The 23,468-nt window shown below is 56.7% G+C and carries 25 protein-coding genes; 15 read left to right on the top strand and 10 right to left on the bottom strand.

The genetic code is table 11. The features are described from left to right. Positions 1-7 precede the first annotated feature (7 nt). The 10 genes from HFD94_RS00860 (at position 8) to rlmC (ending at position 8,830) form a co-directional block, all read left to right on the top strand. The gene (locus HFD94_RS00860; protein WP_010254414.1) at positions 8-259 is read left to right on the top strand and encodes a DUF1418 family protein; all 252 of its coding nucleotides are present in this window, start codon (positions 8-10) and stop codon (positions 257-259) included. A 16-nt stretch (positions 260-275) separates the two neighbouring features. Beyond that, positions 276-998, top strand: a complete 723-nt coding sequence (nfsA, locus tag HFD94_RS00855; protein ID WP_062757297.1) for an oxygen-insensitive NADPH nitroreductase — start codon at positions 276-278, stop codon at positions 996-998. A gap of 20 nt (positions 999-1,018) precedes the next feature. Continuing rightward, a complete protein-coding gene (gene rimK, locus HFD94_RS00850; RefSeq protein WP_167432705.1) occupies positions 1,019-1,921 on the top strand; it encodes a 30S ribosomal protein S6--L-glutamate ligase in 903 nt (300 codons plus the stop codon). A gap of 87 nt (positions 1,922-2,008) precedes the next feature. Next, positions 2,009-2,488: a YbjN domain-containing protein gene (locus tag HFD94_RS00845; protein ID WP_022625960.1), complete on the top strand. Its 480-nt coding sequence runs from the start codon at positions 2,009-2,011 to the stop codon at positions 2,486-2,488. A 387-nt stretch (positions 2,489-2,875) separates the two neighbouring features. Next, positions 2,876-3,985 carry a spermidine/putrescine ABC transporter substrate-binding protein PotF gene (potF, locus tag HFD94_RS00840; RefSeq protein WP_010254418.1) on the top strand — a complete coding sequence of 370 codons (1,110 nt, stop codon included), beginning with the start codon at positions 2,876-2,878 and terminating at the stop codon, positions 3,983-3,985. Positions 3,986-4,107: 122 nt separating this feature from the next. After that, positions 4,108-5,241 carry a putrescine ABC transporter ATP-binding subunit PotG gene (gene potG / locus HFD94_RS00835; protein WP_010254420.1) on the top strand — a complete coding sequence of 378 codons (1,134 nt, stop codon included), beginning with the start codon at positions 4,108-4,110 and terminating at the stop codon, positions 5,239-5,241. A 9-nt stretch (positions 5,242-5,250) separates the two neighbouring features. Next, entirely contained in the window at positions 5,251-6,213 is a 963-nt protein-coding gene (gene potH / locus HFD94_RS00830; RefSeq protein ID WP_010254421.1) for a putrescine ABC transporter permease PotH, read from the top strand. After that, a complete protein-coding gene (potI, locus tag HFD94_RS00825) occupies positions 6,210-7,055 on the top strand; it encodes a putrescine ABC transporter permease PotI (RefSeq protein WP_033771251.1) in 846 nt (281 codons plus the stop codon). The genes potH and potI overlap by 4 nt, the downstream gene beginning before the upstream one ends. Positions 7,056-7,130: 75 nt before the next feature. Beyond that, entirely contained in the window at positions 7,131-7,598 is a 468-nt protein-coding gene (locus tag HFD94_RS00820; RefSeq protein WP_010254423.1) for a YbjO family protein, read from the top strand. 41 nt (positions 7,599-7,639) lie between these two features. Further along, entirely contained in the window at positions 7,640-8,830 is a 1,191-nt protein-coding gene (gene rlmC, locus HFD94_RS00815; protein WP_167432704.1) for a 23S rRNA (uracil(747)-C(5))-methyltransferase RlmC, read from the top strand. Here the strand turns inward: rlmC and HFD94_RS00810 are convergent. The 6 genes from HFD94_RS00810 to HFD94_RS00785 all read right to left on the bottom strand — a co-directional run bounded on the left by HFD94_RS00810 (position 8,809) and on the right by HFD94_RS00785 (position 13,286). After that, positions 8,809-9,540 (bottom strand): arginine ABC transporter substrate-binding protein, encoded by a 732-nt coding sequence (locus HFD94_RS00810; protein ID WP_167432703.1) that lies wholly within the window; start codon positions 9,538-9,540, stop codon positions 8,809-8,811. The genes rlmC and HFD94_RS00810 overlap by 22 nt on opposite strands. Before the next feature lie 115 nt (positions 9,541-9,655). Continuing rightward, complete coding sequence (artM, locus tag HFD94_RS00805) at positions 9,656-10,324, bottom strand: arginine ABC transporter permease ArtM (RefSeq protein ID WP_031593159.1); 669 nt, start codon at positions 10,322-10,324, stop codon at positions 9,656-9,658. After that, on the bottom strand, positions 10,324-11,040 hold the full coding sequence (artQ, locus tag HFD94_RS00800) for an arginine ABC transporter permease ArtQ (protein WP_010254430.1): 717 nt from the start codon (positions 11,038-11,040) through the stop codon (positions 10,324-10,326). Before artQ ends, artM begins: the two co-directional genes overlap by 1 nt. Before the next feature lie 6 nt (positions 11,041-11,046). Beyond that, the gene (artJ, locus tag HFD94_RS00795; RefSeq protein WP_022625956.1) at positions 11,047-11,778 is read right to left on the bottom strand and encodes an arginine ABC transporter substrate-binding protein; all 732 of its coding nucleotides are present in this window, start codon (positions 11,776-11,778) and stop codon (positions 11,047-11,049) included. Between the two features lie 15 nt (positions 11,779-11,793). Beyond that, positions 11,794-12,522 (bottom strand): arginine ABC transporter ATP-binding protein ArtP, encoded by a 729-nt coding sequence (artP, locus tag HFD94_RS00790; protein WP_010254433.1) that lies wholly within the window; start codon positions 12,520-12,522, stop codon positions 11,794-11,796. 224 nt (positions 12,523-12,746) lie between these two features. Next, on the bottom strand, positions 12,747-13,286 hold the full coding sequence (locus HFD94_RS00785) for a lipoprotein (RefSeq protein ID WP_010254434.1): 540 nt from the start codon (positions 13,284-13,286) through the stop codon (positions 12,747-12,749). A 106-nt stretch (positions 13,287-13,392) separates the two neighbouring features. Here HFD94_RS00785 and HFD94_RS00780 point away from each other — a divergent pair, with 106 nt between their 5' ends. Together HFD94_RS00780 and HFD94_RS00775 are read left to right on the top strand one after the other, a co-directional pair. Next, positions 13,393-13,713: a heavy metal-binding domain-containing protein gene (locus tag HFD94_RS00780; protein WP_003849304.1), complete on the top strand. Its 321-nt coding sequence runs from the start codon at positions 13,393-13,395 to the stop codon at positions 13,711-13,713. Then, the gene (locus HFD94_RS00775) at positions 13,710-14,534 is read left to right on the top strand and encodes an N-acetylmuramoyl-L-alanine amidase (RefSeq protein ID WP_033785523.1); all 825 of its coding nucleotides are present in this window, start codon (positions 13,710-13,712) and stop codon (positions 14,532-14,534) included. Before HFD94_RS00780 ends, HFD94_RS00775 begins: the two co-directional genes overlap by 4 nt. A gap of 4 nt (positions 14,535-14,538) precedes the next feature. Here the strand turns inward: HFD94_RS00775 and ltaE are convergent, their stop codons facing one another. From ltaE to HFD94_RS00760, 3 genes are all read right to left on the bottom strand, one after another. Continuing rightward, positions 14,539-15,540 carry a low-specificity L-threonine aldolase gene (gene ltaE, locus HFD94_RS00770; RefSeq protein ID WP_010254443.1) on the bottom strand — a complete coding sequence of 334 codons (1,002 nt, stop codon included), beginning with the start codon at positions 15,538-15,540 and terminating at the stop codon, positions 14,539-14,541. Positions 15,541-15,609: 69 nt separating this feature from the next. Then, positions 15,610-17,331: a ubiquinone-dependent pyruvate dehydrogenase gene (gene poxB / locus HFD94_RS00765; protein ID WP_022625954.1), complete on the bottom strand. Its 1,722-nt coding sequence runs from the start codon at positions 17,329-17,331 to the stop codon at positions 15,610-15,612. Between the two features lie 130 nt (positions 17,332-17,461). Continuing rightward, positions 17,462-18,361, bottom strand: coding sequence for a lysine exporter LysO family protein (locus HFD94_RS00760; protein ID WP_010254448.1), 900 nt, complete (start codon positions 18,359-18,361; stop codon positions 17,462-17,464). A gap of 132 nt (positions 18,362-18,493) precedes the next feature. Here HFD94_RS00760 and HFD94_RS00755 point away from each other — a divergent pair, with 132 nt between their 5' ends. Continuing rightward, complete coding sequence (locus HFD94_RS00755; RefSeq protein WP_167432702.1) at positions 18,494-20,131, top strand: ATP-dependent endonuclease; 1,638 nt, start codon at positions 18,494-18,496, stop codon at positions 20,129-20,131. A gap of 73 nt (positions 20,132-20,204) precedes the next feature. Here HFD94_RS00755 and cspD read toward each other — a convergent pair whose 3' ends face one another. Further along, a complete protein-coding gene (gene cspD, locus HFD94_RS00750) occupies positions 20,205-20,426 on the bottom strand; it encodes a cold shock-like protein CspD (RefSeq protein ID WP_010254451.1) in 222 nt (73 codons plus the stop codon). A 316-nt stretch (positions 20,427-20,742) separates the two neighbouring features. Between cspD and clpS the strand changes: the two genes are divergently transcribed. Further along, on the top strand, positions 20,743-21,063 hold the full coding sequence (gene clpS / locus HFD94_RS00745; protein ID WP_010254453.1) for an ATP-dependent Clp protease adapter ClpS: 321 nt from the start codon (positions 20,743-20,745) through the stop codon (positions 21,061-21,063). A gap of 52 nt (positions 21,064-21,115) precedes the next feature. Beyond that, a complete protein-coding gene (gene clpA, locus HFD94_RS00740; RefSeq protein ID WP_010254457.1) occupies positions 21,116-23,392 on the top strand; it encodes an ATP-dependent Clp protease ATP-binding subunit ClpA in 2,277 nt (758 codons plus the stop codon). The last annotated feature ends 76 nt before the right edge of the window (positions 23,393-23,468 follow it).

Raw genomic sequence — 23,468 nt, 5'->3', positions numbered from 1 at the left:
GGATATCATGCAGAGTGTAGCCAGATTACCCCGGTTTGTGGTGGTGCTGGAGGCGGCTGGCGGCCTGTTAATCGTGGCCGCGCTGCTGCTGATCAACCACTGGCTTCCGCTGCCAGACAAGGCGGATGTAAAAACGCTGGCCACTGTGCTGTTTATTGCTGGCGTGGTTCTGATGCTGCCTGCTGCCTGGCTGTTAATGTGGCGCACCGCGAAAGCGATAGCACCACAGCTGTTTAATCAAACTGACAAAAAAAGATAATATTGCTGGAGACTTTATGACACCGACCATTGATTTACTGTGCAGCCATCGTTCAATCCGCGCCTTTACTGACCAGCCGGTCAGCAAAGCACAGCGTGAAGCGATTATTACTGCGGCGCAATCGGCGTCCACATCCAGTTTTTTACAGTGTTCTTCCATTATCCGTATCACCGACAAAGCCCTGCGCGACAAGCTGGTGACGCTGACGGGCGGACAGTCCTGGGTCGCGGATGCGCCTGAGTTCTGGATCTTCTGCGCTGACTTTAATCGCCATCTGCAGATTTGCCCTGATGCGCAGCTGGGTCGTGCCGAGCAGTTGCTGCTGGGCTGCGTCGATACCGCGCTGATGGGTCAGAATGCCATGGTCGCAGCGGAATCGCTGGATCTGGGCGGCGTCTTTATCGGCGGAATCCGTAACAGTATCGTGGAAGTAACCGAACTGCTGGGCCTGCCGAAATTTGTTCTGCCGTTGTTTGGTTTTTGCCTGGGCCATCCGGAGTCAAAGCCGGACGTCAAACCGCGTATGCCGCACGCGATGCTGGTGCATGAGAACCGCTATCAGCCGCTGGATCCGGCGGTACTGGCCGAATACGATAGCCGCACAGAACTCTATTATCAGCAGCGCGGCAGCAACCAGCGCAGCGAAACCTGGAGTGAGCTGATCCAGCGCCTGATCATTAAAGAGACGCGTCCGTTTATGCTCGATTATCTGCATCAGCAGGGCTGGGCCACGCGTTAAGCCAGTAAGGGAGAGCAGCGATGAAGATAGCTATCCTGTCACGTGATGAGACGCTCTACTCCAGTCGGCGACTGCGTGAGGAGGCCGCCGCACGCGGCCACCAGGTTCAGATCATCGATCCGCTCTCCTGCTATATGAATATTAATCCCGCCTCACCGGCGGTTCACTACTGTGGTGAACCGCTGGGCCATTTTGATGCGGTTATCCCGCGCATCGGCAACCCTATCACTTTTTATGGCACGGCCGTGCTGCGACAGTTTGAGATGTGCGGCAGCTATCCGCTGAATGAGTCCGCCGCCATTACCCGCACCCGTGACAAATTGCGCTCGCTGCAGCTGCTGGCACGGGAAGGCATCGACATGCCGGTCACCGGCTTTGCCTCCTCACCCGATGACACCGCTGATCTGATCGCCCTGGTCGGCGGTGCGCCGCTGGTGGTCAAGCTGGTGGAGGGCACCCAGGGCATTGGCGTGGTGCTGGCGGAAACGCGGCAGGCGGCAGAAAGCGTTATCGATGCCTTTCGCGGCCTGAATGCCCATATTCTGGTGCAGGAGTTTATTAAAGAAGCGCAGGGTCGTGATGTTCGCTGTCTGGTGATTGGCAATCAGATGGTGGCAGCGATTGAGCGGGTGGCGAAAGAGGGCGACTTTCGCTCTAATCTGCATCGCGGCGGCAAAGCTTATCCGGTCGTCATTACGCAACAGGAGCGGCAGATCGCCGTGAAAGCGGCGGCTACGCTCGGGCTGGAAGTGGCGGGCGTCGATATTCTGCGCGCCCATCGCGGCCCGCTGGTGATGGAAGTTAACGCCTCGCCCGGTCTTGAAGGCATTGAAACCAGCAGTGACCTTAACATCGCCGCCCTGATGATCGAGCGGATTGAGCAGCAGGCCATCCCCGGGCTCCGTCCTAAAACCGCTGGCTGACACGCGCTTTTCAGCGGTTTTCATGGCATCGTCGCGCATTTTTCCGTAAGCTAAGTCGCCTGTTTATCACCCCACTGGGATTTTACGATGGATTCTCTTGTCGTTCCGGATATCGACCTGCTGCGTCGCTGGCTGGATCAGCAAAATATCACCTGGTTCGAATGCGATGCCTGTCAGGCACTTCATCTGCCGCACATGCAAAACTTCGATGGGGTGTTTGACGCCAAAATCGATCTGGTCGACAACGTCATTCTGTTTTCGGCGCTGGCTGAAGTGAAGCCGACGGCGCTGATTCCACTGGTTGGCGATTTGTCGCAGATCAATGCCAGTTCGCTGACGGTGAAAGCATTTATCGACATTCAGGATGATAATCTGCCGAAACTCATTGTCTGTCAGTCAATGATTACCACCGCCGGGTTAACCTTTGGTCAGTTCTCGCACTTTATGAAACAGAGTGAAGAGCAGATCTCCATGGTGATCCTGGAAGCCTTTGCCAACAATCTGTTGATCGTGGGCGAAGAAGAAGAGCACGTTCCGGTGACCAGCGTTCATTCTGTGCTGCACTAAGCCCGACATGGTCACACACTAAGCCGTCCCTGAGACGGCTTTTTTATGCCCGCCATCCGCTGCCGCGATAATTTTTTATTCTGCATTTTGCCCTTTAACGCCAGATATTAGTCGTGGTTTATGCCATCAAAGCCGAACCTCATAGCTCAAACATGCATAAAATATCGCTTTCAGGCGTTTTTTACGCTGGGGTCTGGTGAAGCCTGACCGGGGGGGCTATGCTTGCGGGGCTGTAACAGGCGCGTAACTGCGCCTCAGCTATAGGTTTTTGCTATTAAACTCCCGCTGAATAATGATTCATTGTGTCACTGACGTCTTGTACAGAACGCAATGCAGGGATCTCTGGTTTGCAGCGTTGTAATGACCCGCTCAGGAGGATGGAAAAATATGTTCAACTCACGTCAGAAATGGCTGTCAGCTGTGGTAGCTGCTGCGCTGATGGCCGCATCGGCCAGCAGCATGGCGGAAGATAAAACGCTGCACGTCTACAACTGGTCCGATTATATTTCGCCAGATACCGTGCCGAACTTTGAAAAGCAGTCCGGCATCAAAGTGGTCTACGATGTGTTTGACTCCAACGAAGTCCTGGAAGGCAAACTGATGGCGGGCAGCACCGGCTATGATGTGGTGGTGCCATCCTCCAGCTTCCTGGCGCGTCAGCTGCAGTCCGGGGTATTCCAGCCGCTGGATAAGAGCAAACTGCCTAACTACAAAAACCTCGATCCGGCGCTGATGGAGAAAGTGGCGCAGCACGATCCGGGTAATAAATATGCCATTCCTTATCTGTGGGGCACCACCGGTATCGGCTACAACGTCGACAAGGTCAAGGCCGCACTGGGCGCTGATGCGCCGGTCAACAGCTGGGATCTGGTGCTGAAGCCGGAAAACCTGGAGAAGCTGAAAAGCTGCGGCGTCTCCTTCCTGGATGCCCCAGAAGAGATTTTTGCCACGGTGCTCAACTACCTGGGCAAAGATCCCAATACCTCTGATGCCAAAGAGTATTCCGGCGCGGCCACTGACCTGCTGCTGAAACTGCGTCCGAATATCCGCTACTTCCATTCGTCGCAGTACATCAACGATCTGGCCAACGGTAATATCTGCGTCGCCATTGGCTGGTCGGGCGATATTCTGCAGGCGAAAAACCGTGCTGATGCGGCTAAAAATGGCGTGCATCTGGGCTACAGCGTACCGAAAGAGGGCGCACTGGCCTTCTTCGATATGATGGCGATCCCGAAAGATGCGAAAAACCTCGATGGTGCTTACGCCTGGCTGAACTACATCATGGATCCGAAAGTAATCGCCGATGTCTCCAACAAAATGAACTACGCCAACGGCAACAAAGCGTCGCTGCCGCTGATCAATGCCGACGTCCGCAACAACCCGGGTATCTTCCCGACGCCTGAAGCGATGTCGAAATTGTTTGTGCTGAAAGTCCAGGATCCAAAACTGGATCGTGTGCGTACGCGCGCATGGACTAAAGTAAAAAGTGGTAAGTAATTCGTCCTTAACGGATTGACCTGTCATGCATCAGCAACAGAGGCGCGGTGTCGGCCTCTGTTGTGCCATTTTTAGCGGCAAATTTTGTCGCCATGTTCCGCCTGGCTCCGGAGAGAACCTTTGTGAACGATGCCATTCCCCGTCCTCAAAATAAAACCGCAAAGGCGTTAACGCCACTGCTGGAAATTCGCAATCTGACCAAATCCTTTGACGGGCAACACGCCGTGGATGATGTCAGCCTGACTATTTATAAAGGTGAGATCTTTGCCCTGCTGGGCGCATCGGGCTGTGGTAAATCAACGCTGCTGCGCATGCTGGCCGGTTTTGAGCCGCCAACCAGCGGGCAGATTGTGCTGGATGGCCAGGATCTGTCCCACGTTGCTCCCTATCAGCGCCCGATCAACATGATGTTCCAGTCCTACGCGCTGTTTCCCCACATGACGGTGGAGCAGAATATCGCCTTTGGTCTGAAACAGGATCGGCTGCCGAAAGGGGAGATCACCAGCCGGGTAGCAGAGATGCTGGCGCTGGTGCATATGCAGGAGTTTGCTAAACGCAAACCGCATCAGCTCTCCGGTGGTCAGCGTCAGCGTGTGGCGCTGGCCCGCAGCCTGGCGAAACGGCCAAAACTGCTGCTGCTGGATGAGCCGATGGGGGCACTGGACAAGAAGCTGCGCGACAGGATGCAGCTGGAAGTGGTCGATATTCTGGAGCGTGTTGGCGCCACCTGTGTGATGGTGACGCACGATCAGGAAGAGGCGATGACCATGGCGGGCCGTATCGCGATTATGAATCGCGGCAAGTTCGTGCAGATTGGTGAACCGGAGGAGATCTACGAGCATCCTACCAGCCGCTACAGCGCGGAATTTATCGGTTCGGTTAACGTCTTCGAAGGCTTACTGCGTGAACGTCAGGCGGATGGCCTGGTGATTGACAGTCCCGGCCTGATGCATCCGCTGAAAGTCGACTCCGATGTCTCGGTGGTGGATAACGTTCCGGTCCATGTCGCACTGCGCCCGGAAAAAGTGATGTTGTGCGATGAGGTGCCTGCCGATGGCTGTAACTTTGCGGTGGGTGAAGTGGTCCACATCGCCTATCTCGGCGACCTCTCTATCTTCCATGTCCGTCTGCACAGCGGACAGATGATCAGCGCACAGTTGCAAAACGCGCATCGCTACCGCAAAGGGTTGCCGACCTGGGGTGATGAAGTCCGCCTCTGCTGGGAATGCGACAGCTGCGTGGTGTTGACGGTTTAAGGAGCGGCTATGAGCCAGATTTTCCAACGCGCCAAAGCGCCAGCCCGACTGGTCGGCACGCCGCTGCAACGCTGGGCCACGCGGATAAAAATGCAGCATGGCCGCAAGCTGGTGATCGCCTTGCCTTATGTCTGGCTGGTGCTGTTATTTCTGCTGCCGTTTCTGACGGTGCTGAAGATCAGCTTCGCGGACATTGCGCGTGCGATTCCCCCCTACACCGAGCTGGTGAGCTGGGCTGATGACCAGTTCAGCATTGTGCTCAATTTCGGCAACTACCTGACGCTGACCGACGATCCGCTCTACGTCGATGCCTATCTGCAGTCGCTGAAAGTGGCGGCGATCTCCACGGTGATCTGTCTGCTGATTGGCTACCCGCTCGCCTGGGCCGTGGCGCACAGCAAGCCATCCATGCGCACCATTCTGCTGCTGCTGGTGATCCTGCCGTCGTGGACCTCATTTCTGGTGCGCGTCTACGCCTGGATGGGGCTGCTTAACAACAACGGTATCCTGAACCGGTTCCTGCTGTGGCTGGGGGTGATCGATCATCCGCTGGTGATCCTCTACACCAATACAGCGGTCTATATCGGTATCGTCTACTGCTATCTGCCGTTTATGGTGCTGCCAATCTACACCGCGCTGACCCGCATTGATTACTCGCTGGTGGAAGCCTCACTGGATCTGGGTGCGCGTCCGCTGAAGACCTTTTTCAGCGTGATTGTCCCGCTGACAAAAGGGGGCATTATCGCCGGATCGATGCTGGTGTTTATCCCGGCGGTGGGGGAGTACGTGATCCCTGAACTGCTGGGTGGCCCGGACAGCATCATGATTGGCCGTATCCTGTGGCAGGAGTTCTTTAACAACCGCGACTGGCCGGTGGCCTCCGCGCTGGCGGTTATCATTCTGTTGATCCTGATTCTGCCGATCATCTGGTTCCATAAGCATCAAAACCGTGAAATGGGAGAGAAGGCATGAATAATTTGCCAACCATTCGCTCACCCTGGCGTACCGGTATTCTGGTCTGCTGCTTCCTGTTCCTCTATGCGCCGATGCTGTTGCTGGTGGTTTACTCCTTCAACAGCTCACCGCTGGTGACGGTGTGGGAGCGCTTCTCGTTCCACTGGTACAGGGTGCTCTTCCAGGACAGCGCGATGATTGACGCCGTGCTGCTGAGTCTGAGCATTGCCGGTCTCTCCGCCACCATGGCGGTGGTACTGGGCACGCTGGCGGCGGTGATTATCGTGCGCTTTGGTCGCTTCCGCGGCCACAACGGTTTTGCCTTTATGCTGACCGCGCCGCTGGTGATGCCCGACGTCATCACCGGTCTGTCGCTGCTGCTGCTGTTCGTGGCAATGGGTAACGCCTTTGGCTGGCCGAGTGAACGCGGCATGCTGACCATCTGGCTGGCCCACGTCACCTTCTGTACCGCCTATGTGGCCGTGGTGATCAACTCGCGTCTGCGTGAGCTGGACCGCTCCATCGAAGAGGCGGCGATGGATTTAGGCGCAACGCCGCTGAAGGTCTTTTTTGTGATTACCGTGCCCATGATTGCACCGGCTATTGTGACCGGCTGGCTGCTGGCGTTTACCCTGTCACTCGACGATCTGGTGATCGCCAGCTTTGTGACCGGGCCGGGTGCCACCACATTGCCGATGGCGATCTTCGCCACCGTGCGACGCGGCGTTAACCCGGAAATCAATGCGCTGGCTTCATTGATCCTGTTTGTGGTCGGTTTAGTGGGTTTTATCGCCTGGCGGGTGATGGCACACGAAGAAAAACAACGTTTAAGCGATATTCAGAAAGCTAAACGTGGCTGAAATCCGTAACCTTTGCCACTATATGAACGGGCCGGTCTGACCGGCCCGTTTTTCGATCAGGTGGAGTCACGGACTATGTCAGAAATCTTCAAAAGCAGTGCCACGCTTTCAATCGCGCCGGTTCCGGTGACGGTTGCGGGCATTGCTATTATTGCGACCCGCTGCCTGAGCGTCCTGATGCTGGCAAACGAGCTGGGTTACAGTGAACTCGCAAACTTTGTTCACCGCAGCGCCCAGTCCTGGGACGCGACACTCATCTTTGTCGCCAGCCAGCTGATCTTCCTGTTCGAACTGCGCTGCGCCTTTACCCTGATGCGCGGCAGTAACCGTGGACGCTGGGGCTATGTGGCGACGCAGGTGATTGTGCTCAGCTATATGCTGGTCGCCTCGCTGGGCTGGATCTACCCCGAGATTTTCAGCATTGATGGCGACAATAACGTTCAGATTATCCACCATACCCTGTCGCAGAAAATCCCCGATCTGCTGGTGCTCCTGCTGCTGTTTCTGCCTGCCAGCAGCCGCGCTTTTTTCAGGAAGCGATGATACAATCGCGCTCCGCCCGACCCGATCGTTAAGGCTTTACCATGTACTGCGCGCTTTATGACGCTAACCGTTGCCGCTCCTGTCAGTGGCTGGAAAAACCCTATCCCACTCAGCTGAACGACAAACAGTCGCTGCTGGAACAGTTACTGGCTGAGCAGCCGGTCGCTGCCTGGTTGCCGCCGGTCGCATCACCGCAGCAGGCATTTCGTAATAAAGCCAAAATGGTGGTGAGTGGCAGCGTCGAGCGTCCGGTGCTGGGATTAATCCATCGTGATGGTGAAGCTGTGGATCTGTGCGATTGTCCGCTCTATCCCGCCAGCTTCCAGCCGGTTTTTGCTGCACTTAAGCCCTTTATCGCCCGTGCCGGACTGACGCCCTATAACGTGGCGCGCAAACGCGGCGAACTCAAATTCCTGCTGATAACCGAAAGCCAGCAGGGCGGCGTGATGCTGCGCTTTGTCCTGCGTTCAACCGCGAAACTGGAACAGCTGCGCGCCGCATTGCCGTGGCTGCAACAGCAATTGCCGCAGCTGGCGGTGATCTCTGCCAATATTCAGCCGGTGCATATGGCGATTCTGGAGGGGGAAGAGGAGATTGCGCTGACGCCCGCGCAGTCGCTGGCAGAGAACTTCAACGGCGTGCCGCTGTGGATCCGCCCGCAAAGCTTCTTCCAGACCAACCCGCAGGTTGCCAGCGCACTCTATGCCACCGCGCGCGACTGGGTCAGGGCGCTGCCGGTCAACAGCATGTGGGATCTCTTCTGCGGCGTAGGCGGTTTTGGTCTGCACTGCGCGACAGCGGAGATGGAACTGACGGGCATTGAGATCAGCGCCGAGGCGATAAAATGCGCCCAACGTTCCGCTGAGATGCTGGGACTGGAAAAAGTGCAGTTTGCGGCGCTGGATTCTACGGCGTTTGCGACCGGACGCGATGCGGTGCCGCAGCTGGTGCTGGTTAATCCGCCGCGTCGTGGAATTGGTGAGGCGCTGTGCGACTATCTCAGCCAGATGGCCCCGGATTATCTGCTCTATTCAAGCTGTAATCCGCAGACCATGGCGCAGGATATTGCCCGACTGAGTGCCTATGAGGTGACGAAGGTGCAACTGTTCGATATGTTTCCCCACACCGCCCATTTTGAAGTGCTGACGCTGTTAACCCGCCGTCAGCACGAGTCCGGGAAAGCATCGTCAGAGGTAGCCTCAGCCGGTAATCACTCCGGGAACCACTTCTGATTAAGCTGCTGCCAGCTGCCGTTGGCTTTCAGTTCGTTCAGCGCCTGATTGAACTGATCGCGAAGCGCCGTATTGCCTTTACGCACGGCAATGCCGAGACCGGTGCCAAAGTAGTCCGCATCCGTAACATGTTCACCGACAGTGGCGAGATCCGCATTGGTCTTCAGCCACTGATTCACCACCGCGCTGTCGCCAAACACGCCATCCAGCCGGCCACTCTTCATATCCAGAATCGCATTCTGATAGCTGTCATAGGCCACCACTTTCACTTCCGGATGCTGATCCTGCAGGTACTTCTGGTGAGTGGTGCCGTTTTCCACGCCAATGCGCTTGCCCTTAAGCTCAGCAAAGCTGCTGAACTGGCCTTTACGGGCGATCACGATGGCGGAGTTAGCGTAATAAGGCTGGGTAAAATCGACCTGCTTGCTGCGCTCAGTGGTGATATCCATGCCGGAAATCACCGCGTCATAGCGGCGGAACTTCAGTGACGGGATCAGGCTGTCGAAGGCATTGTTGGTAAAGGTACACTCCGCTTTCATCTGCTGGCACAGCGCTTTGGCCAGATCGATATCGAATCCCACCAGGTTATTTTCCCGATCCAGGGATTCAAACGGCGGGTAGGTCGCTGAGGCGGCGAAGCGAATCTTTTCCGCTGCCTGGGCGGTAAGTGCCAGCGAAGCCAGCGCAGCGGCAACAATCCATTTTTTCATTTTATGATTCCTGTGATGTGGTCAGCCAGAGAAGGCGATACCCTGCCATAAAATGCATTTTTATGCAATTAGTGTGATTTTTCAGGCGAAAAGGGCGAGGGGCCTCGCCCGGATATCAGTTACGTCGTTCGAAGGCCAGGGCGCGCTTTTCGATCAGCCGCATCATCAGCGTCAGCAAACCGTTAACGCAGAGATAAACCAGACCCGCCGCGGCATAGACCGTGATGTCGTAGGTGCGGCCATAGAGCAACTGACCGTGGCCCATGACTTCCATCAGGGTGATGGTGTAGGCCAGCGAGGTGCCTTTGAACACCAGCACCACTTCATTGGAGTAGGAGGAGAGGGCGCGTTTAAATGCATACGGCAGCAGAATGCGCAGGGTATCTTTGCGGCTCATGCCGAGCGCGGCACACGATTGCCACTGTCCGGAAGGAATCGCACGCACCGCACCGTAAAACAGCTGCGTGGTGTAAGCCGCGCTGTTCAGCGACAGCGCCAGCATCGCGCACAGCCAGGGCTGCGACAGTAAATGCCACAGCCAGGGGATCTGCTGGATCGAGGGAAACTGTCCCGGACCGTAATAGATCAGGAAAATCTGCACCAGCAGCGGTGTGCCGGTAAACAGCGTAATAAAGCCTTTGACCAGCGGGTTGAACACCGGCGTTTTCAGCGACAGCACCACGGTGAAGAGCAGCGCCAGCAGCAGGGCCACGACCAGCGAGGCTGCCGTCAGCGTCAGGCTGGTATGCAACCCTTTCAGGAGTTCAGGCAGATAGGCCAGCATTAGCTGTTCCCCCGTTCAAAGCGGGTGGTGCGCAGTTCGATGCGGCGTAACACCGCCTGGCTGAAGAGCGTGATCACTAAGTAGATAGCGGCCGCCACCAGGAACCAGGTAAACGGCTCCTGCGTGCGGGTGGCGATACTTTTGGTTTGCAGCATCAGATCGTTGACGCTAATCAGCGAGACCAGCGCAGTATCTTTCAGCAGCACCAGCCACTGATTGCCCAGACCGGGCAGGGCGTGACGCCACATCTGCGGCATAATCAGCCGGAGAAAGATGGCCGATTTTTTCATGCCCAGCGCCTGACCCGACTCCCACTGACCCATCGGCACCGCTTTCAGCGCGCCGCGCAGCGTCTGCGAGGCATAGGCGGCATAGAGCATCGCCAGCGCAATCACACCGCACAGGAACGGACTGACGTCGAAGTTTTCAATTTCAACCTGAATCGGTAACTGAAACAGGCCGAAATTCAGGGTGAAGCCGTCAGAGAGGGTGAGCAGCAGCTGTGAGGCGCCAAAATAGATAAACAGCACCACCAGAATTTCCGGCAGGCCGCGGATCAGCGTTACCAGGCCGGTGCCAATCCACGCCAGCGGTTTCAGGCGCAGTGACTCCCAGCCAGCGAAAATCATCGCCAGCACCAGGCCAGCGATGAGAGCACAAACAGCAAGGCCGACGGTCATGCCGGCGGCGCTTGCGAGGGTCATCATTTCATTCATCAGAGATTACTGCTGGAACCATTTGCTGTAGATGGTTTTGTACGTGCCGTCTGCTTTGATCTTATCCAGCGCGCCATTGAATTTGGTCTGCAGATCGGTGTTACCGGTACGTACCGCAATGCCCAGGCCGGTACCAAAGTAGGCTTTGTCCGTGACTTTCTCACCAACGGCAGCCAGCGCGGCATTCTGCTTCAGCCACTCGTTGACGACTGCGGTGTCACCGAACACAGCATCAATACGGCCATTTTTCAGATCCAGCACCGCATTCTGATAGCTGTCGTAAGGAACGGTGGTGATCTCGCTGTGTTTCTCAGTCAGGTATTTCTGATGGGTGGTGCCGTTCTGGACGCCAACCCGCTTGCCTTTCAGCGCTTCCACGCTGGCGACTTTGCCTTTCTGGGCAACAAACAGCGCGGAGTTGTCGTAGTAAGGCTTGGTGAACAGGACCTGTTTTTCACGATCTGGCGTGATATCCATGCCCGCCATCACCGCATCAAAACGACGGAATTTCAGGCTTGGGATCAGGCTGTCGAACGCCTGATTGGTGAAGGTGCAGGTCGCGTCAATCTCTTTACACAGCGCATTGGCCAGATCGACATCAAAGCCCTGAATCTTGTTGTCCGCATCCACAAACTCAAAAGGAGGATAAGAGGCTTCGGTCGCAAAACGAATCGTCTGAGCCGCCGTAGCGCTCAGGCTAAAACCAGCAAGCAGTGCAGCAAGTACCATTTTTTTCATTTTTAGCATCCTGACTTAGTGCGAAAGATAGTGAGCAAACGCCTCGGTTTGCGGCTGTGTAAAGCGGCTGGCATCGCCCTGTTCCACAATGTGACCGTTCTCCATATAGACGACGCGGCTGGCCGTTTTACGTGCCACCTCCACTTCATGGGTCACAATCACCTGGGTAATGCGGGTCTGGGCCAGTTCGCGAATGATACTGACAATCTGTGCGGTAATTTCAGGGTCCAGCGCGGCAGTCGGCTCATCGAACAGCAGCACCTGCGGCTCCATCATCAGCGCGCGGGCAATCGCCACACGCTGCTGCTGACCACCGGAGAGATGCAGCGGAAAGCGATCGCTGTAGGGCGTCAGGCGCAGCCGGTCAAGCAGCTTGTCGGCGCGGGCGCGGGCGTCACTTTTGCTGAGGCCCAGTACCCGGCAGGGCGCTTCAATCAGATTCTGCAGCACGGTAAGGTGCGGCCAGAGGTTGTACTGTTGAAACACCATACCGACGTTCTGACGCAGTTCGCGAATCGCAGCATCGGAGGGTTTCTGGCTGAAGTCGAACTGATTACCGGCAATCTGCAACTGACCTGAACGCGGTTGCTCCAGCAGGTTAAGCACCCGCAGCAGCGAACTCTTACCCGCACCGCTGGGACCCAGCAGCACCAGGGTCTCGCCTTGCGGACACTCAAGGTTAATGTCGAACAGCGCCTGATGAGCACCGTAGAAGCAGTTTATTGCGTTTAGTTGAATACTCATGCGCCAGATTTGAATAGCTATTAGTGTCGCGGATTTTAACGTCACCAGAATAGTTATGCAAATAAGGTGGGTTAAAATTTGTAAAACAGCAGGCTAACCGCAAAAGCTTAGCACAATATCATGCACTGCCTGGGAGCAGCGCGCTGCAGCGGGACGGGCGGCGGAAATAAAAAAAGCGCAGCGCCCGGGGGCGACTGCGCTTCTCTGAACGGTTAAGCCTGAGGTTATTTTTTCGATTTCTCAAGCATCTGGCTCAGGCTGCCACCCTCTGCATGCGCAGGGTTGGCCATGTAGCGCACATCATCCACCACCCAGCAACTGCCCTGATGGATCATCAGCACTTCATCCTGCCACTGCTTGCCGTCGCGGCTCAGGTCGACCCGCAGCGGGATGTTGCGTGCATCGCGGTTCGGAATGGTGGAAGCATCAGCGACGCTGGCGGCGGTCGGACCCTGTGACAGGCTGGAGAAGAGATCGCCATTGCGCCACTGTGCGCCTGCATTGCTGCCGCTGGCCGCCTGCAATGAGTGGTACAGCGCATCACTCAGGTAAGGGCGATATTTTGCCAGGGTGTTGCTGTCGGGCAGACCCTGCGTAGGCTGTTCGATACGCAGGTCGTAAAACTGCTGGGCCACCTGGTCAGGACCGCCTTCAATGCACGGTGCGGTACGTGGGCCATTATCCTTAATCACTGGCTCAACGGTGGTACAGGCGCTGAGCAGCAGGGCCGCCGGGATCATTAGCGCAAACGCGTTGTTTCTCATCTCGATTTCCTTATGGTTCTCTGGCAAGGTGCCCTTTTTAGCATAGAGTATAGCCGTGCTTTTTAGTCGAAAGAGCCTTAGCCCGGTTTTCAACAAGGAGAATGCGATGAAATTTTCAACAACCCCCACGCTGGAAGGTCACAGCATCAGCGAATATTGTGGCGTCGTCACCGGTGAAGCGATTCTGGGTGCCAACATCTTCCGTGACTTTTTCGCTGGCATCCGTGATGTGGTCGGTGGCCGCTCCGGTGCTTACGAGAAAGAGCTGCGCAAAGCGCGAGAGATCGCGTTTGAAGAGCTGGAGGAGCAGGCAAAAGCGCTGGGCGCCAACGCCGTGGTCGGTATCGATATTGACTACGAAACGGTCGGCAAAGATGGCAGCATGCTGATGGTGAGCGTCAGCGGCACGGCGGTGATCATTCGTTGAAACGGGGGCTGTGGCTGATACTGGCGCTGCTGCTGGCGGGCTGCCAGTCCGGGATAGAATCCCGTGACGGCTACTGGGCCGATGTGCGGCATCCGGCGCAGGGCGCGCGACCGCGGGTGAAGGTGATTGTGATCCACTACACCGCCGAAGATTTTTCTTCGTCGCTGGCGACCCTGACCGATCGGGAAGTCAGCGCCCACTATCTGATCCCCCGCCAGCCGCCACAGCGCGCCGGGAAAGGCGTTATCTGGCAACTGGTGCCGGAGCAGCAGCTCGCCTGGCATGCCGGTCCAAGCTTCTGGCGCGGAGCCAGCCGCATCAATGACACATCGATTGGTATCGAACTGGTGAACCAGGGTTATCGCCGGACCCTGACAGGTCTTGAATGGCAGCCATTTACCGCTGCGCAGATCACCACGCTGGAGGCGCTGCTGCGCGATATTGCACAGCGCTACGGCATCGCACCGGAAAATATTGTCGGTCACAGTGATATCGCGCCGCAGCGTAAGCAGGATCCCGGCCCACTCTTTCCGTGGCATCAGCTGGCCCAGCGCGGAATGGGTGCCTGGCCCGATGCCGGACGAGTGCAGTTTCATTTAGCGGGTCAGGATCCGCACGCGGTGGTGCCCGTGGAGCCACTACTGGAACGTTTACAGCGCTATGGCTATCCCGTAACGGCAGAGATGAGCGCGCGTGAACAGCAGAGGGTGATCGCCGCGTTTCAGATGCATTTCCGGCCTGCGGATTATCGCGGGCAGCCCGATGCAGAAACCGCCGCGATAGCCGCCGCGCTACTGGATAAATATGGCGCGGCGCAATAGCGGATTATTGGTGTAAAAACGCCTTCCAGTGGGCGACGACCTGCGCCAGTGCCGCACGATCAGCATCCAGATGGGTGACCAGACGGGTGCGGGTTCCTGCGCTGATTAACACCCCGCGCGCCTTCATCCACTCACCTAATGGTTTGACCTGGGCTTCCGGCACCGCCACAAACAGCATGTTGGTCTGCTGATCGATGACCTGAACGCCCAGCTCATGCAACTGCTGTCCCAGCCAGGCGGCATTGTCATGATCCTCCTGCAGCCGCGCCACGTTGTGTTCTAACGCATAGAGACCCGCCGCCGCCAGAATACCGGCCTGGCGCATGCCGCCGCCGGTCATTTTACGCCAGCGACGTGCGCGCTCAATCAGCGCCGTGTCGCCACACAGCAGAGAACCGACAGGCGTGCCCAGGCCTTTAGAGAGACAGATGGTCAGGGTGTCGCAGTAGCGGGCAATCGCCGCCAGCGTGGTCTGCTGCGCGACTACCGCATTGAAAATGCGTGCGCCATCAATGTGCAGCGCCAGCTGGTGCTCGCGGGTAAAGGTCCACGCCTGTTCCAGATACGCCAGCGGCAGGACTTTACCGTGATGCGTGTTCTCCAGACTCAGCAGACGGGTGCGGGCAAAGTGAATATCGTCCGGCTTAATGGCGGCCGCTACTACGTCGAGCGGCAGGGTGCCATCGTCGGCGGCCAGAATCGGCTGTGGCTGAATACTGCCCAGCACCGCCGCGCCGCCCGCCTCATATTTGTAGTTGTGCGCCTGCTGACCGACGATATATTCATCGCCGCGTTCGCAATGGCTGAGTAGCGCCACCAGATTCGCCTGGGTGCCGGTCGGGAAAAACAGCGCCGCTGCTTTGCCACTCAGCCGTGCGGCTTCCGCCTCCAGCGCATTTACGGTGGGGTCGTCACGGTAGACGTCATCACCGGTTTCGGCAGACATCATCGCGCTTAACATGGCGGCGCTGGGCCGGGTTACGGTATCACTGCGTAAATCGATCACCCTATGCTCCTGAACGTGGCGGAAGAAAAAAAAGGCGGGCATCGCGCCCGCCTGGATGGAGTCTCTGTTTTACCGCAGCCAGTTGGTTTTCGCCAGTTCTACCACCTCATCACCGCGACCATTCATGATGGCGCGCAGCATGTAGAGACTGAAGCCTTTAGCCTGCTCCATTTTGATCTCCGGCGGCATCGCCAGTTCCTCTTTGGCGGTAATGACATCCACCAGCACCGGGCCATCGTGGGCAAACGCCTGCTCCAGCGCGCCATTGAGATCAGATGCCTTTTCCACCCGGATACCCCGGATACCGCAGGCCTCGGCGATAGCGGCAAAGTCAGGATTCTCCAGCTCGGTGCCATCGGTGAGATAGCCACCCGCTTTCATCTCCATCGCCACAAAGCCCAGCACGCTGTTGTTGAAAATCACCAGTTTGACCGGCATTTTCAGTTGCGCCAGCGAGATAAAATCCCCCATCAGCATGCTGAAGCCGCCGTCGCCACACAGTGCCACCACCTGACGATTGCGATCAATCGACTGCGCGCCCAGCGCCTGTGGCATCGCGTTCGCCATTGAGCCGTGGTTAAACGAACCCAGCAGGCGACGTCTGCCGTTCATCTTCAGATAGCGCGCCGCCCAGACGGTCGGTGTCCCGACATCGCAGGTAAAGATGGCGTCATCACTGGCGTAGTGGCTGATCTGCTGTGCCAGATATTGCGGATGGATCGGCTGCTTGTCGTTGGGCTGCGCCAGTTCGTCCAGACTTTTGCGCGCCTCGCCATAGTGCTTAACCGCGCTGTCGAGATGGCTGCGATCGCTTTTGTGTGTCAGTTGCGGCAGCAGCGCCTGCAGTGTGCTTTTCACATCGCCGACATAGGCCTGATCGACGTGACAATGTGACCCAAGGCTGCCCGGATTGATGTCGATCTGGATGATTTTAGCCTTTTCCGGATAGAAGGCGCGATAGGGGAACTGCGTGCCCAGCAATACCAGCGTCCCGGCATTCATCATGGCGTGGAAACCGGATGAGAAACCGATCAGACCGGTCATGCCGACATCATAAGGGTTGTCATATTCGATGTGTTCTTTGCCGCGCAGCGCATGGACGATAGGGGCTTTCAGCGCTTCTGCCAGCGCCACCACCTCCTGATGCGCTCCGGCGCAGCCACTGCCGCACAGCAGCGTAATATCGCTGGCTTCGTTCAGCGTCTGCGCCAGCTGCGCCAGTTCGGCGGGCTGTGGCAGGACCTGCGGCAACTGTGGCGGATACCATTCCGCGCTGGCGCTCTCTGGCGCCAGTTTAAGCGCGACATCCCCAGGCAGCACCACCACCGAGACGCCACGATTCAGAATCGCTTTACGCATCGCGATGCCCAGCACCTGCGGTAGCTGCTCAGGGTTCGAAACCAGTTCGCAGTAGTGGCTGCATTCGCGGAACAGCTCCTGCGGATGGGTTTCCTGAAAATAGCCGCTGCCGATTTCGCTGGAGGGAATATGTGCCGCAATCGCCAGAACAGGAACGCGGTTACGATGGCAATCGAATAGACCGTTGATCAGATGTAAGTTGCCTGGCCCACAGGAGCCGGCGCAGACCGCCAGTTCACCGCTGATGTGCGCTTCCGCGCCCGCTGCGAATGCGGCGACTTCTTCATGGCGCGTCGGCATCCATTCAATGGTGCCCATGCGATTAAGACTGTCGCTCAGGCCGTTAAGGGAATCCCCGGTGACGCCCCAGATGCGTTTTACGCCCGCGCTTTCCAGCGTTTTGGCGACCAGCGCCGCGACGGTTTGTTTCATGCTCTTCTCCTTTGTCGGCCCGCCCTGAAGAGTGACGTGACCAGAACCGAAAAAAGAAGCGTAGACGACACGGAAGAAAAGCAGGCGTGAAAAAATGCGCTGGCAGAGCTCAGCGCATATCAGACAGGATTCAGGCGGAGAAGAGGGCGATAAGAATCGGGGCCAGCAGGCTCATCACAAAGCCGTGCACAATGGCGGCCGGGACGATCTCATTGCCGCCCGCCCGCTGTAGCACCGGCAGGGTAAAGTCCATTGAGGTGGCGCCACACAGGCCCAGTGCGCTGGAGCGATGACGGCCAATCAGCGCCGGAATAAGCATGATTGCCACCAGTTCACGTATCAGGTCGTTGAAGAAGGCGGCGCTGCCGATGACCGGACCAAAAGCTTCGGTCATCAGAATGCCGGAGAGAGAGTACCAGCCAAAACCGCTGGCTAACGCCAGACCGGTTTTCAGCGGCACGCCCAGCAGCAACGCCGCAATCATGCCGCCGATAAGCGCGCTGACCAGCACCACGCTGGCAACCAGCAGGCCACGACGGTTCAGGATAATCTGACGCAGCGTCATGCCGCTGCCGCGCAGCTGAATGCCAACCAGAAACAGCAGGAAAATCAGCGCATATTCGCTGGCCGTCGAGGCGTGTTGCAGCAGTGGCCACTGGGTCAGGCCAAGCAGAAAACCGATGACAACCACGCCGCATAGCTTCAGAGAGTCCAGCGCCATATGCAGCCGCGAGGGCAGTTTCTCCTGCCGATGCGCATGCTGCCATGGGGCATATTTTTCCAGCCCGCGCAGCGCCAGCAGGTTGCACAGCAAAATACAGAAGGCCGCTACCAGCGCGGTGTGAAATACCGCCAGCAGATTGCTGCTCAGGTTGTCGAGAAAGGCCAGGCTGATGCCCATAAAGAACAGAATGACGTAAACCATCCAGCCCAGCAGCTGATTGACCCGGCGCAGGGTTGAAGTTTGACGGAACGGTAGCAGCCAGCCGGCGATCAGCGGCAGCAGAATAATCAGGAGTCCGGAGTACATAGCGATATGGGCCATCCATGGTGGAAGAGGCCACACGCTAGCGAAAAAGCGTAACGGAGTAAACCCTGAGAAAGCGGCTTGACCGGCTCGCTGGCGGCAACCATGCTGTTTATAAACTGAGGATGGACGCCTATGATTCTGGAACATATCGACATTCGCGGTTTCCGCGGCATCAATAAGCTCTCACTGCCTTTAACCCAGACCAATCTGCTGATTGGTGAGAACGCCTGGGGCAAATCCAGTCTGCTGGATGCCCTGAGCCTGTTACTTTCGCCCCATGAACCGGCCTATGTTTTTACCGAGGCTGATTTCCATTTCACCCCAGGCGATGTGACCGATCCGATGCGCCGTCTGTCGGTGGTGTTCCACTTTCGCGATGACGGCAACGACCCGGATGCGGTGCTCTCGAGCTTCTGGCAGCGTGATGCTCAGGGCCAGCGTCAGCTCTGTTATAGCGTCAGCGCCACCTGGCGTGACAGCGGTATCGAAACCCGCCGCCGTTTTGTTGACCTGAACTATCAGCTGTTGCCTGAGCAGAACTGCGCGGCGGCCATCGATCTTTTGCTGAAACGGTATCCGGTTCTGCGATTGCGCGATGCGCGTTTCAGTAAGCGGACGCGGAGTCGTGCGCCGCTCCCCACCGCACATCCTGAGCTACTGGCGGGTATGGAGACGCTGGCGCGCGATCTGGAGCACCATCCGCAACAGCTCAGCGATGAGGTGCTGCGGCAGGGGCTGAAGACGATGCAGCAACTGATGCAGCACTACTTTCTGGTACAGCCGCCCGATGCGGGCAACGAGGTCAGGCTACGGGACCCGCAGACGCGCGAGGGGGGACAGGGATGGCGGGCGCTGGATCACCTGAATCAGCTGATTGCCGGAACCGACTCCCGCAGCCGTCAGCTGATACTGCTGCAGATGTTTACCCTGCTGATTGAGGCACGAGGAGACGTCCCGCTGGCCGCCGGTGCCCGCCCGCTGCTGCTGATTGAAGATCCGGAAACCCGGCTGCATCCGATTATGCTGTCGGTAGCATGGAATCTGCTGAGGCTGCTGCCGCTGCAAAAAATCGCCACCACTAATTCGCCGGAGCTGCTGTCGCAGGTGCCGGTGGAAAACGTCTGTCGTCTGGTGCGTGGACCCTCGCGCGTAGCGGCCTGGCGCATCGGTCCAGAGGGACTGAGTGCCGAAGAGAGCCGGCGCATTGGCTTCCATATTCGGGTCAACCGGCCTGCTGCACTGTTTGCCCGTTGCTGGCTGCTGGTGGAGGGAGAAACCGAAGTCTGGATCATGAATGAGCTGGCGCAGCAGTGCGGTTACAACTTCGCTGCTGAAGGCGTGAAGGTGATTGAGTTTGCGCAGTCGGGGTTAAAACCGCTACTGAAGTTTGCCCGGCGCATGGGTATCGCCTGGCATGTCCTGACTGACGGTGATCAGGCGGGGAATAAATATGCCAGTACGGCACGCACTCAGTTACAGCCGGGTGAACCGGAGCCGCGTTTTCTGACGCAGTTACCGGCGCTGGATATGGAAAATTTTCTCTATCAGCACGGCTTTCAGGATGTCTATCATCAGATGGCGCACCTGCCGTTAAACGTTCCGATGAGTTCCAGGCGTATTATTACTAAAGCGATTCACCAGAGCTCCAAGCCGGAACTGGCGATCGCAGTGGCTACGTCGGCGGCGGAACGCGGGCCAGAGGCCATCCCGCCATTGATGCGGCAGATGTTTGCCCGGGTGATTGGACTGGCGCAGGGCCAGGCAGATTAGGTGACATCGAACAGGAAAATGCCAGCGGCACTGGCTGGCATTTTTGGGTCTTTGTTCAGAAAGGCGATATGTGTCAGGCCACGGCCTGCACCTCGACCGGCACGATCAGGCTGGCGTGATTGCCTTTCGGGCCTTCGTGGACATCGAACTGTACCTGCTGGCCTGCCTTAAGCGTGCGGTAGCCTTCCATCTGAATGGTGGAGTAGTGCGCAAAAATATCTTCGCCACCGCCAATCGGACAGATAAAGCCAAAGCCTTTGGAATTGTTGAACCATTTAACTGTGCCCGTCTCCATGCTTTTACTTCCCTCGCAAGACATTTTATAAGTAGGTGAGGTCATCGAAGCTGTGAGTCGGATTTGATTAAAACTCAATCAGCCTGTGCAGCTAGAATGTAGAGAAAGCGCGGCTGACGTCAAGCAAACCACCGGGCCAGGTGGGGAAAAAATCATCAAAATTTGAGGCAGTTAACGCTATTGCAAATTTTGTGATGCAGGTCGCGCAGGGGAATTTCTGAATAAATTTTCAGCAGCGGCATGCGGCTTGACAGGCATGTTAAACTCTCAATATGTAGCTACTTAAAGGCTAAAAGCAAAATCTCAACGGAACACTATGGCAAACGCAAACGACTGGCTTAACTTTGAACATCTGGCCGACGATAAAGTACGTGAAGGGTTAAAGCCGCCTTCTATGTATAAAGTCATTCTGAATAATGACGATTATACACCTATGGAATTTGTTATTGACGTTGTACAAAAGTTCTTTTCTTATGATGTTGAACGTGCAACGCAGCTGATGTTGAAAGTTCACTATCACGGCAAGGCGATCTGTGGTGTATTTACTGCAGAAGTCGCCGAAACAAAAGCGGCCCAGGTGAACAACTATGCACGGGAAAATCATCATCCGTTGCTGTGTACGCTGGAAAAGGCCTGAACCCGTCTCCATATAGGAAACAGGTAAGGGCGATAATTGGGGGAGGTGCCTAATGCTCAATCAAGAACTGGAACTCAGTTTAAATATGGCTTTCGCCAGAGCGCGTGAGCACCGTCATGAGTTTATGACCGTCGAGCATCTGTTACTGGCGTTGCTCAGTAACCCGTCGGCCAGAGAGGCACTGGAAGCCTGTACGGTGGACATTGTGGCTCTGCGGCAGGAACTCGAAGCCTTCATCGAACAAACCACGCCCGTGCTGCCTGCCAGCGAAGAGGAGCGTGATACACAACCCACGCTCAGCTTCCAGCGCGTCCTGCAGCGTGCGGTTTTCCATGTCCAGTCATCCGGTCGCAGCGAAGTCTCCGGTGCGAATGTACTGGTCGCCATTTTCAGCGAGCAGGAGTCGCAAGCGGCTTATCTGCTACGCAAACATGAAGTGAGCCGCCTTGATGTGGTGAACTTCATCTCTCACGGTACGCGTAAAGATGAGTCCGGCCAGGCGCCAGGCGCAGAAAATCCGGTTAACGAAGAGCAAGCAGGCGGGGAGGAGCGTATGGAAAACTTCACCACCAATCTTAATCAGCTTGCTCGCGTCGGTGGTATTGATCCACTGATTGGTCGCGATAAAGAGCTGGAACGTACCGTTCAGGTGCTATGCCGTCGCCGTAAAAATAACCCGCTGCTGGTGGGTGAGTCGGGTGTGGGTAAAACCGCCATTGCTGAAGGTCTCGCCTGGCGCATAGAGCAGGGCGATGTACCGGAAGTGATGAAAGACTGCACGATCTACTCGCTGGATATCGGTTCGTTATTAGCCGGCACCAAGTACCGTGGTGACTTTGAAAAACGTTTCAAAGCGCTGCTGAAGCAGCTGGAGCAGGACGAACACAGCATTCTGTTTATCGATGAGATCCATACCATCATCGGTGCGGGTGCTGCATCCGGCGGCCAGGTCGATGCTGCGAACCTGATCAAACCTCTTCTTTCCTCTGGCAAGATTCGGGTGATGGGTTCCACCACCTATCAGGAATTCAGCAACATCTTTGAAAAAGACCGTGCCCTGGCACGTCGCTTCCAGAAGATCGATATCACGGAGCCTTCACCAGAAGAGACCGTGCAGATCCTGAATGGCCTGAAGACCAAGTACGAAGCGCATCACGATGTGCGCTATACCGCGAAAGCGGTGCGCGCAGCCGTGGAACTGGCGGTGAAATATATCAACGACCGTCATCTGCCTGACAAGGCGATTGATGTGATTGATGAAGCGGGTGCGCGTGCGCGCCTGATGCCAGCCAGTAAGCGCAAGAAAACCATCAACGTCTCTGACATTGAAACGGTGGTGGCTCGTATTGCCCGTATTCCTGAGCAAAGCGTGTCAGCAAGCGACCGCGATACGCTGAAAAATCTGGGCGATCGTCTGAAGATGCTGGTGTTTGGTCAGGACAACGCCATTGAGGCGCTGACGGAAGCGATCAAAATGAGCCGTGCAGGTCTGGGTCAGGATCGTAAGCCGGTCGGTTCCTTCCTGTTTGCCGGGCCTACCGGTGTCGGTAAAACGGAAGTCACCGTGCAGCTGGCGAAAGCGCTGGGCATTGAGTTGCTGCGCTTTGATATGTCCGAGTATATGGAGCGTCACACCGTCAGCCGTTTGATTGGTGCGCCTCCGGGTTACGTCGGTTTTGATCAGGGCGGCCTGCTGACGGATGCGGTGATTAAGCATCCTCATGCGGTGGTGTTGCTGGATGAGATTGAGAAAGCACACCCGGATGTCTTCAACCTGCTGCTGCAGGTGATGGATAACGGTATGCTGACCGACAACAACGGTCGCAAAGCGGACTTCCGCAATGTGGTGCTGGTCATGACCACTAACGCCGGTGTCCGCGAGACTGAACGTAAGTCGATTGGCCTGATTCATCAGGACAACAGCACCGATGCCATGGAAGAGATCAAAAAGATGTTTTCTCCAGAGTTTCGTAACCGTCTCGACAACATTATCTGGTTCAGTCACCTGTCACCAGAGGTGATCCATCAGGTGGTCGACAAGTTCATTGTCGAGTTGCAGGCGCAGCTGGATGCCAAAGGCGTGTCGCTGGAAGTCAGCGATGAAGCACGCGACTGGCTTGCTGAGAAAGGCTACGACAAAGCGATGGGCGCTCGTCCGATGGCGCGCACCGTGCAGGACAGCCTGAAGAAACCGTTAGCCAATGAACTGCTGTTTGGTTCGCTGGTGGATGGCGGCTCGGTGTCAGTGGCGCTGGATCGTGAGAAAGGTGAACTGACCTATCACTTCCTGAGTGCTGAAAAACGCAAAACCGAAGGCACGGTGCATTAATCACCTGCTGCAGATATGAAAAAGGCCGGATTAAAATCCGGCCTTTTTTTTCGCTGCAAATTGCAGAGCGATGAGA

This window comes from Pantoea sp. EKM20T, assembly GCF_011800485.1.
GTDB lineage: Bacteria > Pseudomonadota > Gammaproteobacteria > Enterobacterales > Enterobacteriaceae > Pantoea > Pantoea agglomerans.
The sequence above is the reverse complement of the archived record's forward strand: the minus strand, read 5'-3'. Positions and strand labels throughout refer to the sequence as shown.

What these genes read in the sequence shown, in the direction of transcription:
- HFD94_RS00845 (WP_022625960.1), top strand. Translation starts at nt 2,009, where the DNA reads ATGGATTCTCTTGTCGTTCCGGATATCGACCTGCTGCGTCGCTGGCTG.
- rlmC (WP_167432704.1), top strand. Translation starts at nt 7,640, where the DNA reads ATGTACTGCGCGCTTTATGACGCTAACCGTTGCCGCTCCTGTCAGTGG.
- artJ (WP_022625956.1), bottom strand. Translation starts at nt 11,778, where the DNA reads ATGAAAAAAATGGTACTTGCTGCACTGCTTGCTGGTTTTAGCCTGAGC.
- poxB (WP_022625954.1), bottom strand. Translation starts at nt 17,331, where the DNA reads ATGAAACAAACCGTCGCGGCGCTGGTCGCCAAAACGCTGGAAAGCGCG.
- cspD (WP_010254451.1), bottom strand. Translation starts at nt 20,426, where the DNA reads ATGGAGACGGGCACAGTTAAATGGTTCAACAATTCCAAAGGCTTTGGC.
- HFD94_RS00760 (WP_010254448.1), bottom strand. Translation starts at nt 18,361, where the DNA reads ATGTACTCCGGACTCCTGATTATTCTGCTGCCGCTGATCGCCGGCTGG.
- potF (WP_010254418.1), top strand. Translation starts at nt 2,876, where the DNA reads ATGTTCAACTCACGTCAGAAATGGCTGTCAGCTGTGGTAGCTGCTGCG.
- artP (WP_010254433.1), bottom strand. Translation starts at nt 12,522, where the DNA reads ATGAGTATTCAACTAAACGCAATAAACTGCTTCTACGGTGCTCATCAG.
- artM (WP_031593159.1), bottom strand. Translation starts at nt 10,324, where the DNA reads ATGCTGGCCTATCTGCCTGAACTCCTGAAAGGGTTGCATACCAGCCTG.
- potI (WP_033771251.1), top strand. Translation starts at nt 6,210, where the DNA reads ATGAATAATTTGCCAACCATTCGCTCACCCTGGCGTACCGGTATTCTG.
- potH (WP_010254421.1), top strand. Translation starts at nt 5,251, where the DNA reads ATGAGCCAGATTTTCCAACGCGCCAAAGCGCCAGCCCGACTGGTCGGC.
- HFD94_RS00810 (WP_167432703.1), bottom strand. Translation starts at nt 9,540, where the DNA reads ATGAAAAAATGGATTGTTGCCGCTGCGCTGGCTTCGCTGGCACTTACC.
- HFD94_RS00755 (WP_167432702.1), top strand. Translation starts at nt 18,494, where the DNA reads ATGATTCTGGAACATATCGACATTCGCGGTTTCCGCGGCATCAATAAG.
- HFD94_RS00780 (WP_003849304.1), top strand. Translation starts at nt 13,393, where the DNA reads ATGAAATTTTCAACAACCCCCACGCTGGAAGGTCACAGCATCAGCGAA.
- HFD94_RS00785 (WP_010254434.1), bottom strand. Translation starts at nt 13,286, where the DNA reads ATGAGAAACAACGCGTTTGCGCTAATGATCCCGGCGGCCCTGCTGCTC.
- artQ (WP_010254430.1), bottom strand. Translation starts at nt 11,040, where the DNA reads ATGAATGAAATGATGACCCTCGCAAGCGCCGCCGGCATGACCGTCGGC.
- rimK (WP_167432705.1), top strand. Translation starts at nt 1,019, where the DNA reads ATGAAGATAGCTATCCTGTCACGTGATGAGACGCTCTACTCCAGTCGG.
- clpS (WP_010254453.1), top strand. Translation starts at nt 20,743, where the DNA reads ATGGCAAACGCAAACGACTGGCTTAACTTTGAACATCTGGCCGACGAT.
- clpA (WP_010254457.1), top strand. Translation starts at nt 21,116, where the DNA reads ATGCTCAATCAAGAACTGGAACTCAGTTTAAATATGGCTTTCGCCAGA.
- HFD94_RS00860 (WP_010254414.1), top strand. Translation starts at nt 8, where the DNA reads ATGCAGAGTGTAGCCAGATTACCCCGGTTTGTGGTGGTGCTGGAGGCG.
- HFD94_RS00820 (WP_010254423.1), top strand. Translation starts at nt 7,131, where the DNA reads ATGTCAGAAATCTTCAAAAGCAGTGCCACGCTTTCAATCGCGCCGGTT.
- nfsA (WP_062757297.1), top strand. Translation starts at nt 276, where the DNA reads ATGACACCGACCATTGATTTACTGTGCAGCCATCGTTCAATCCGCGCC.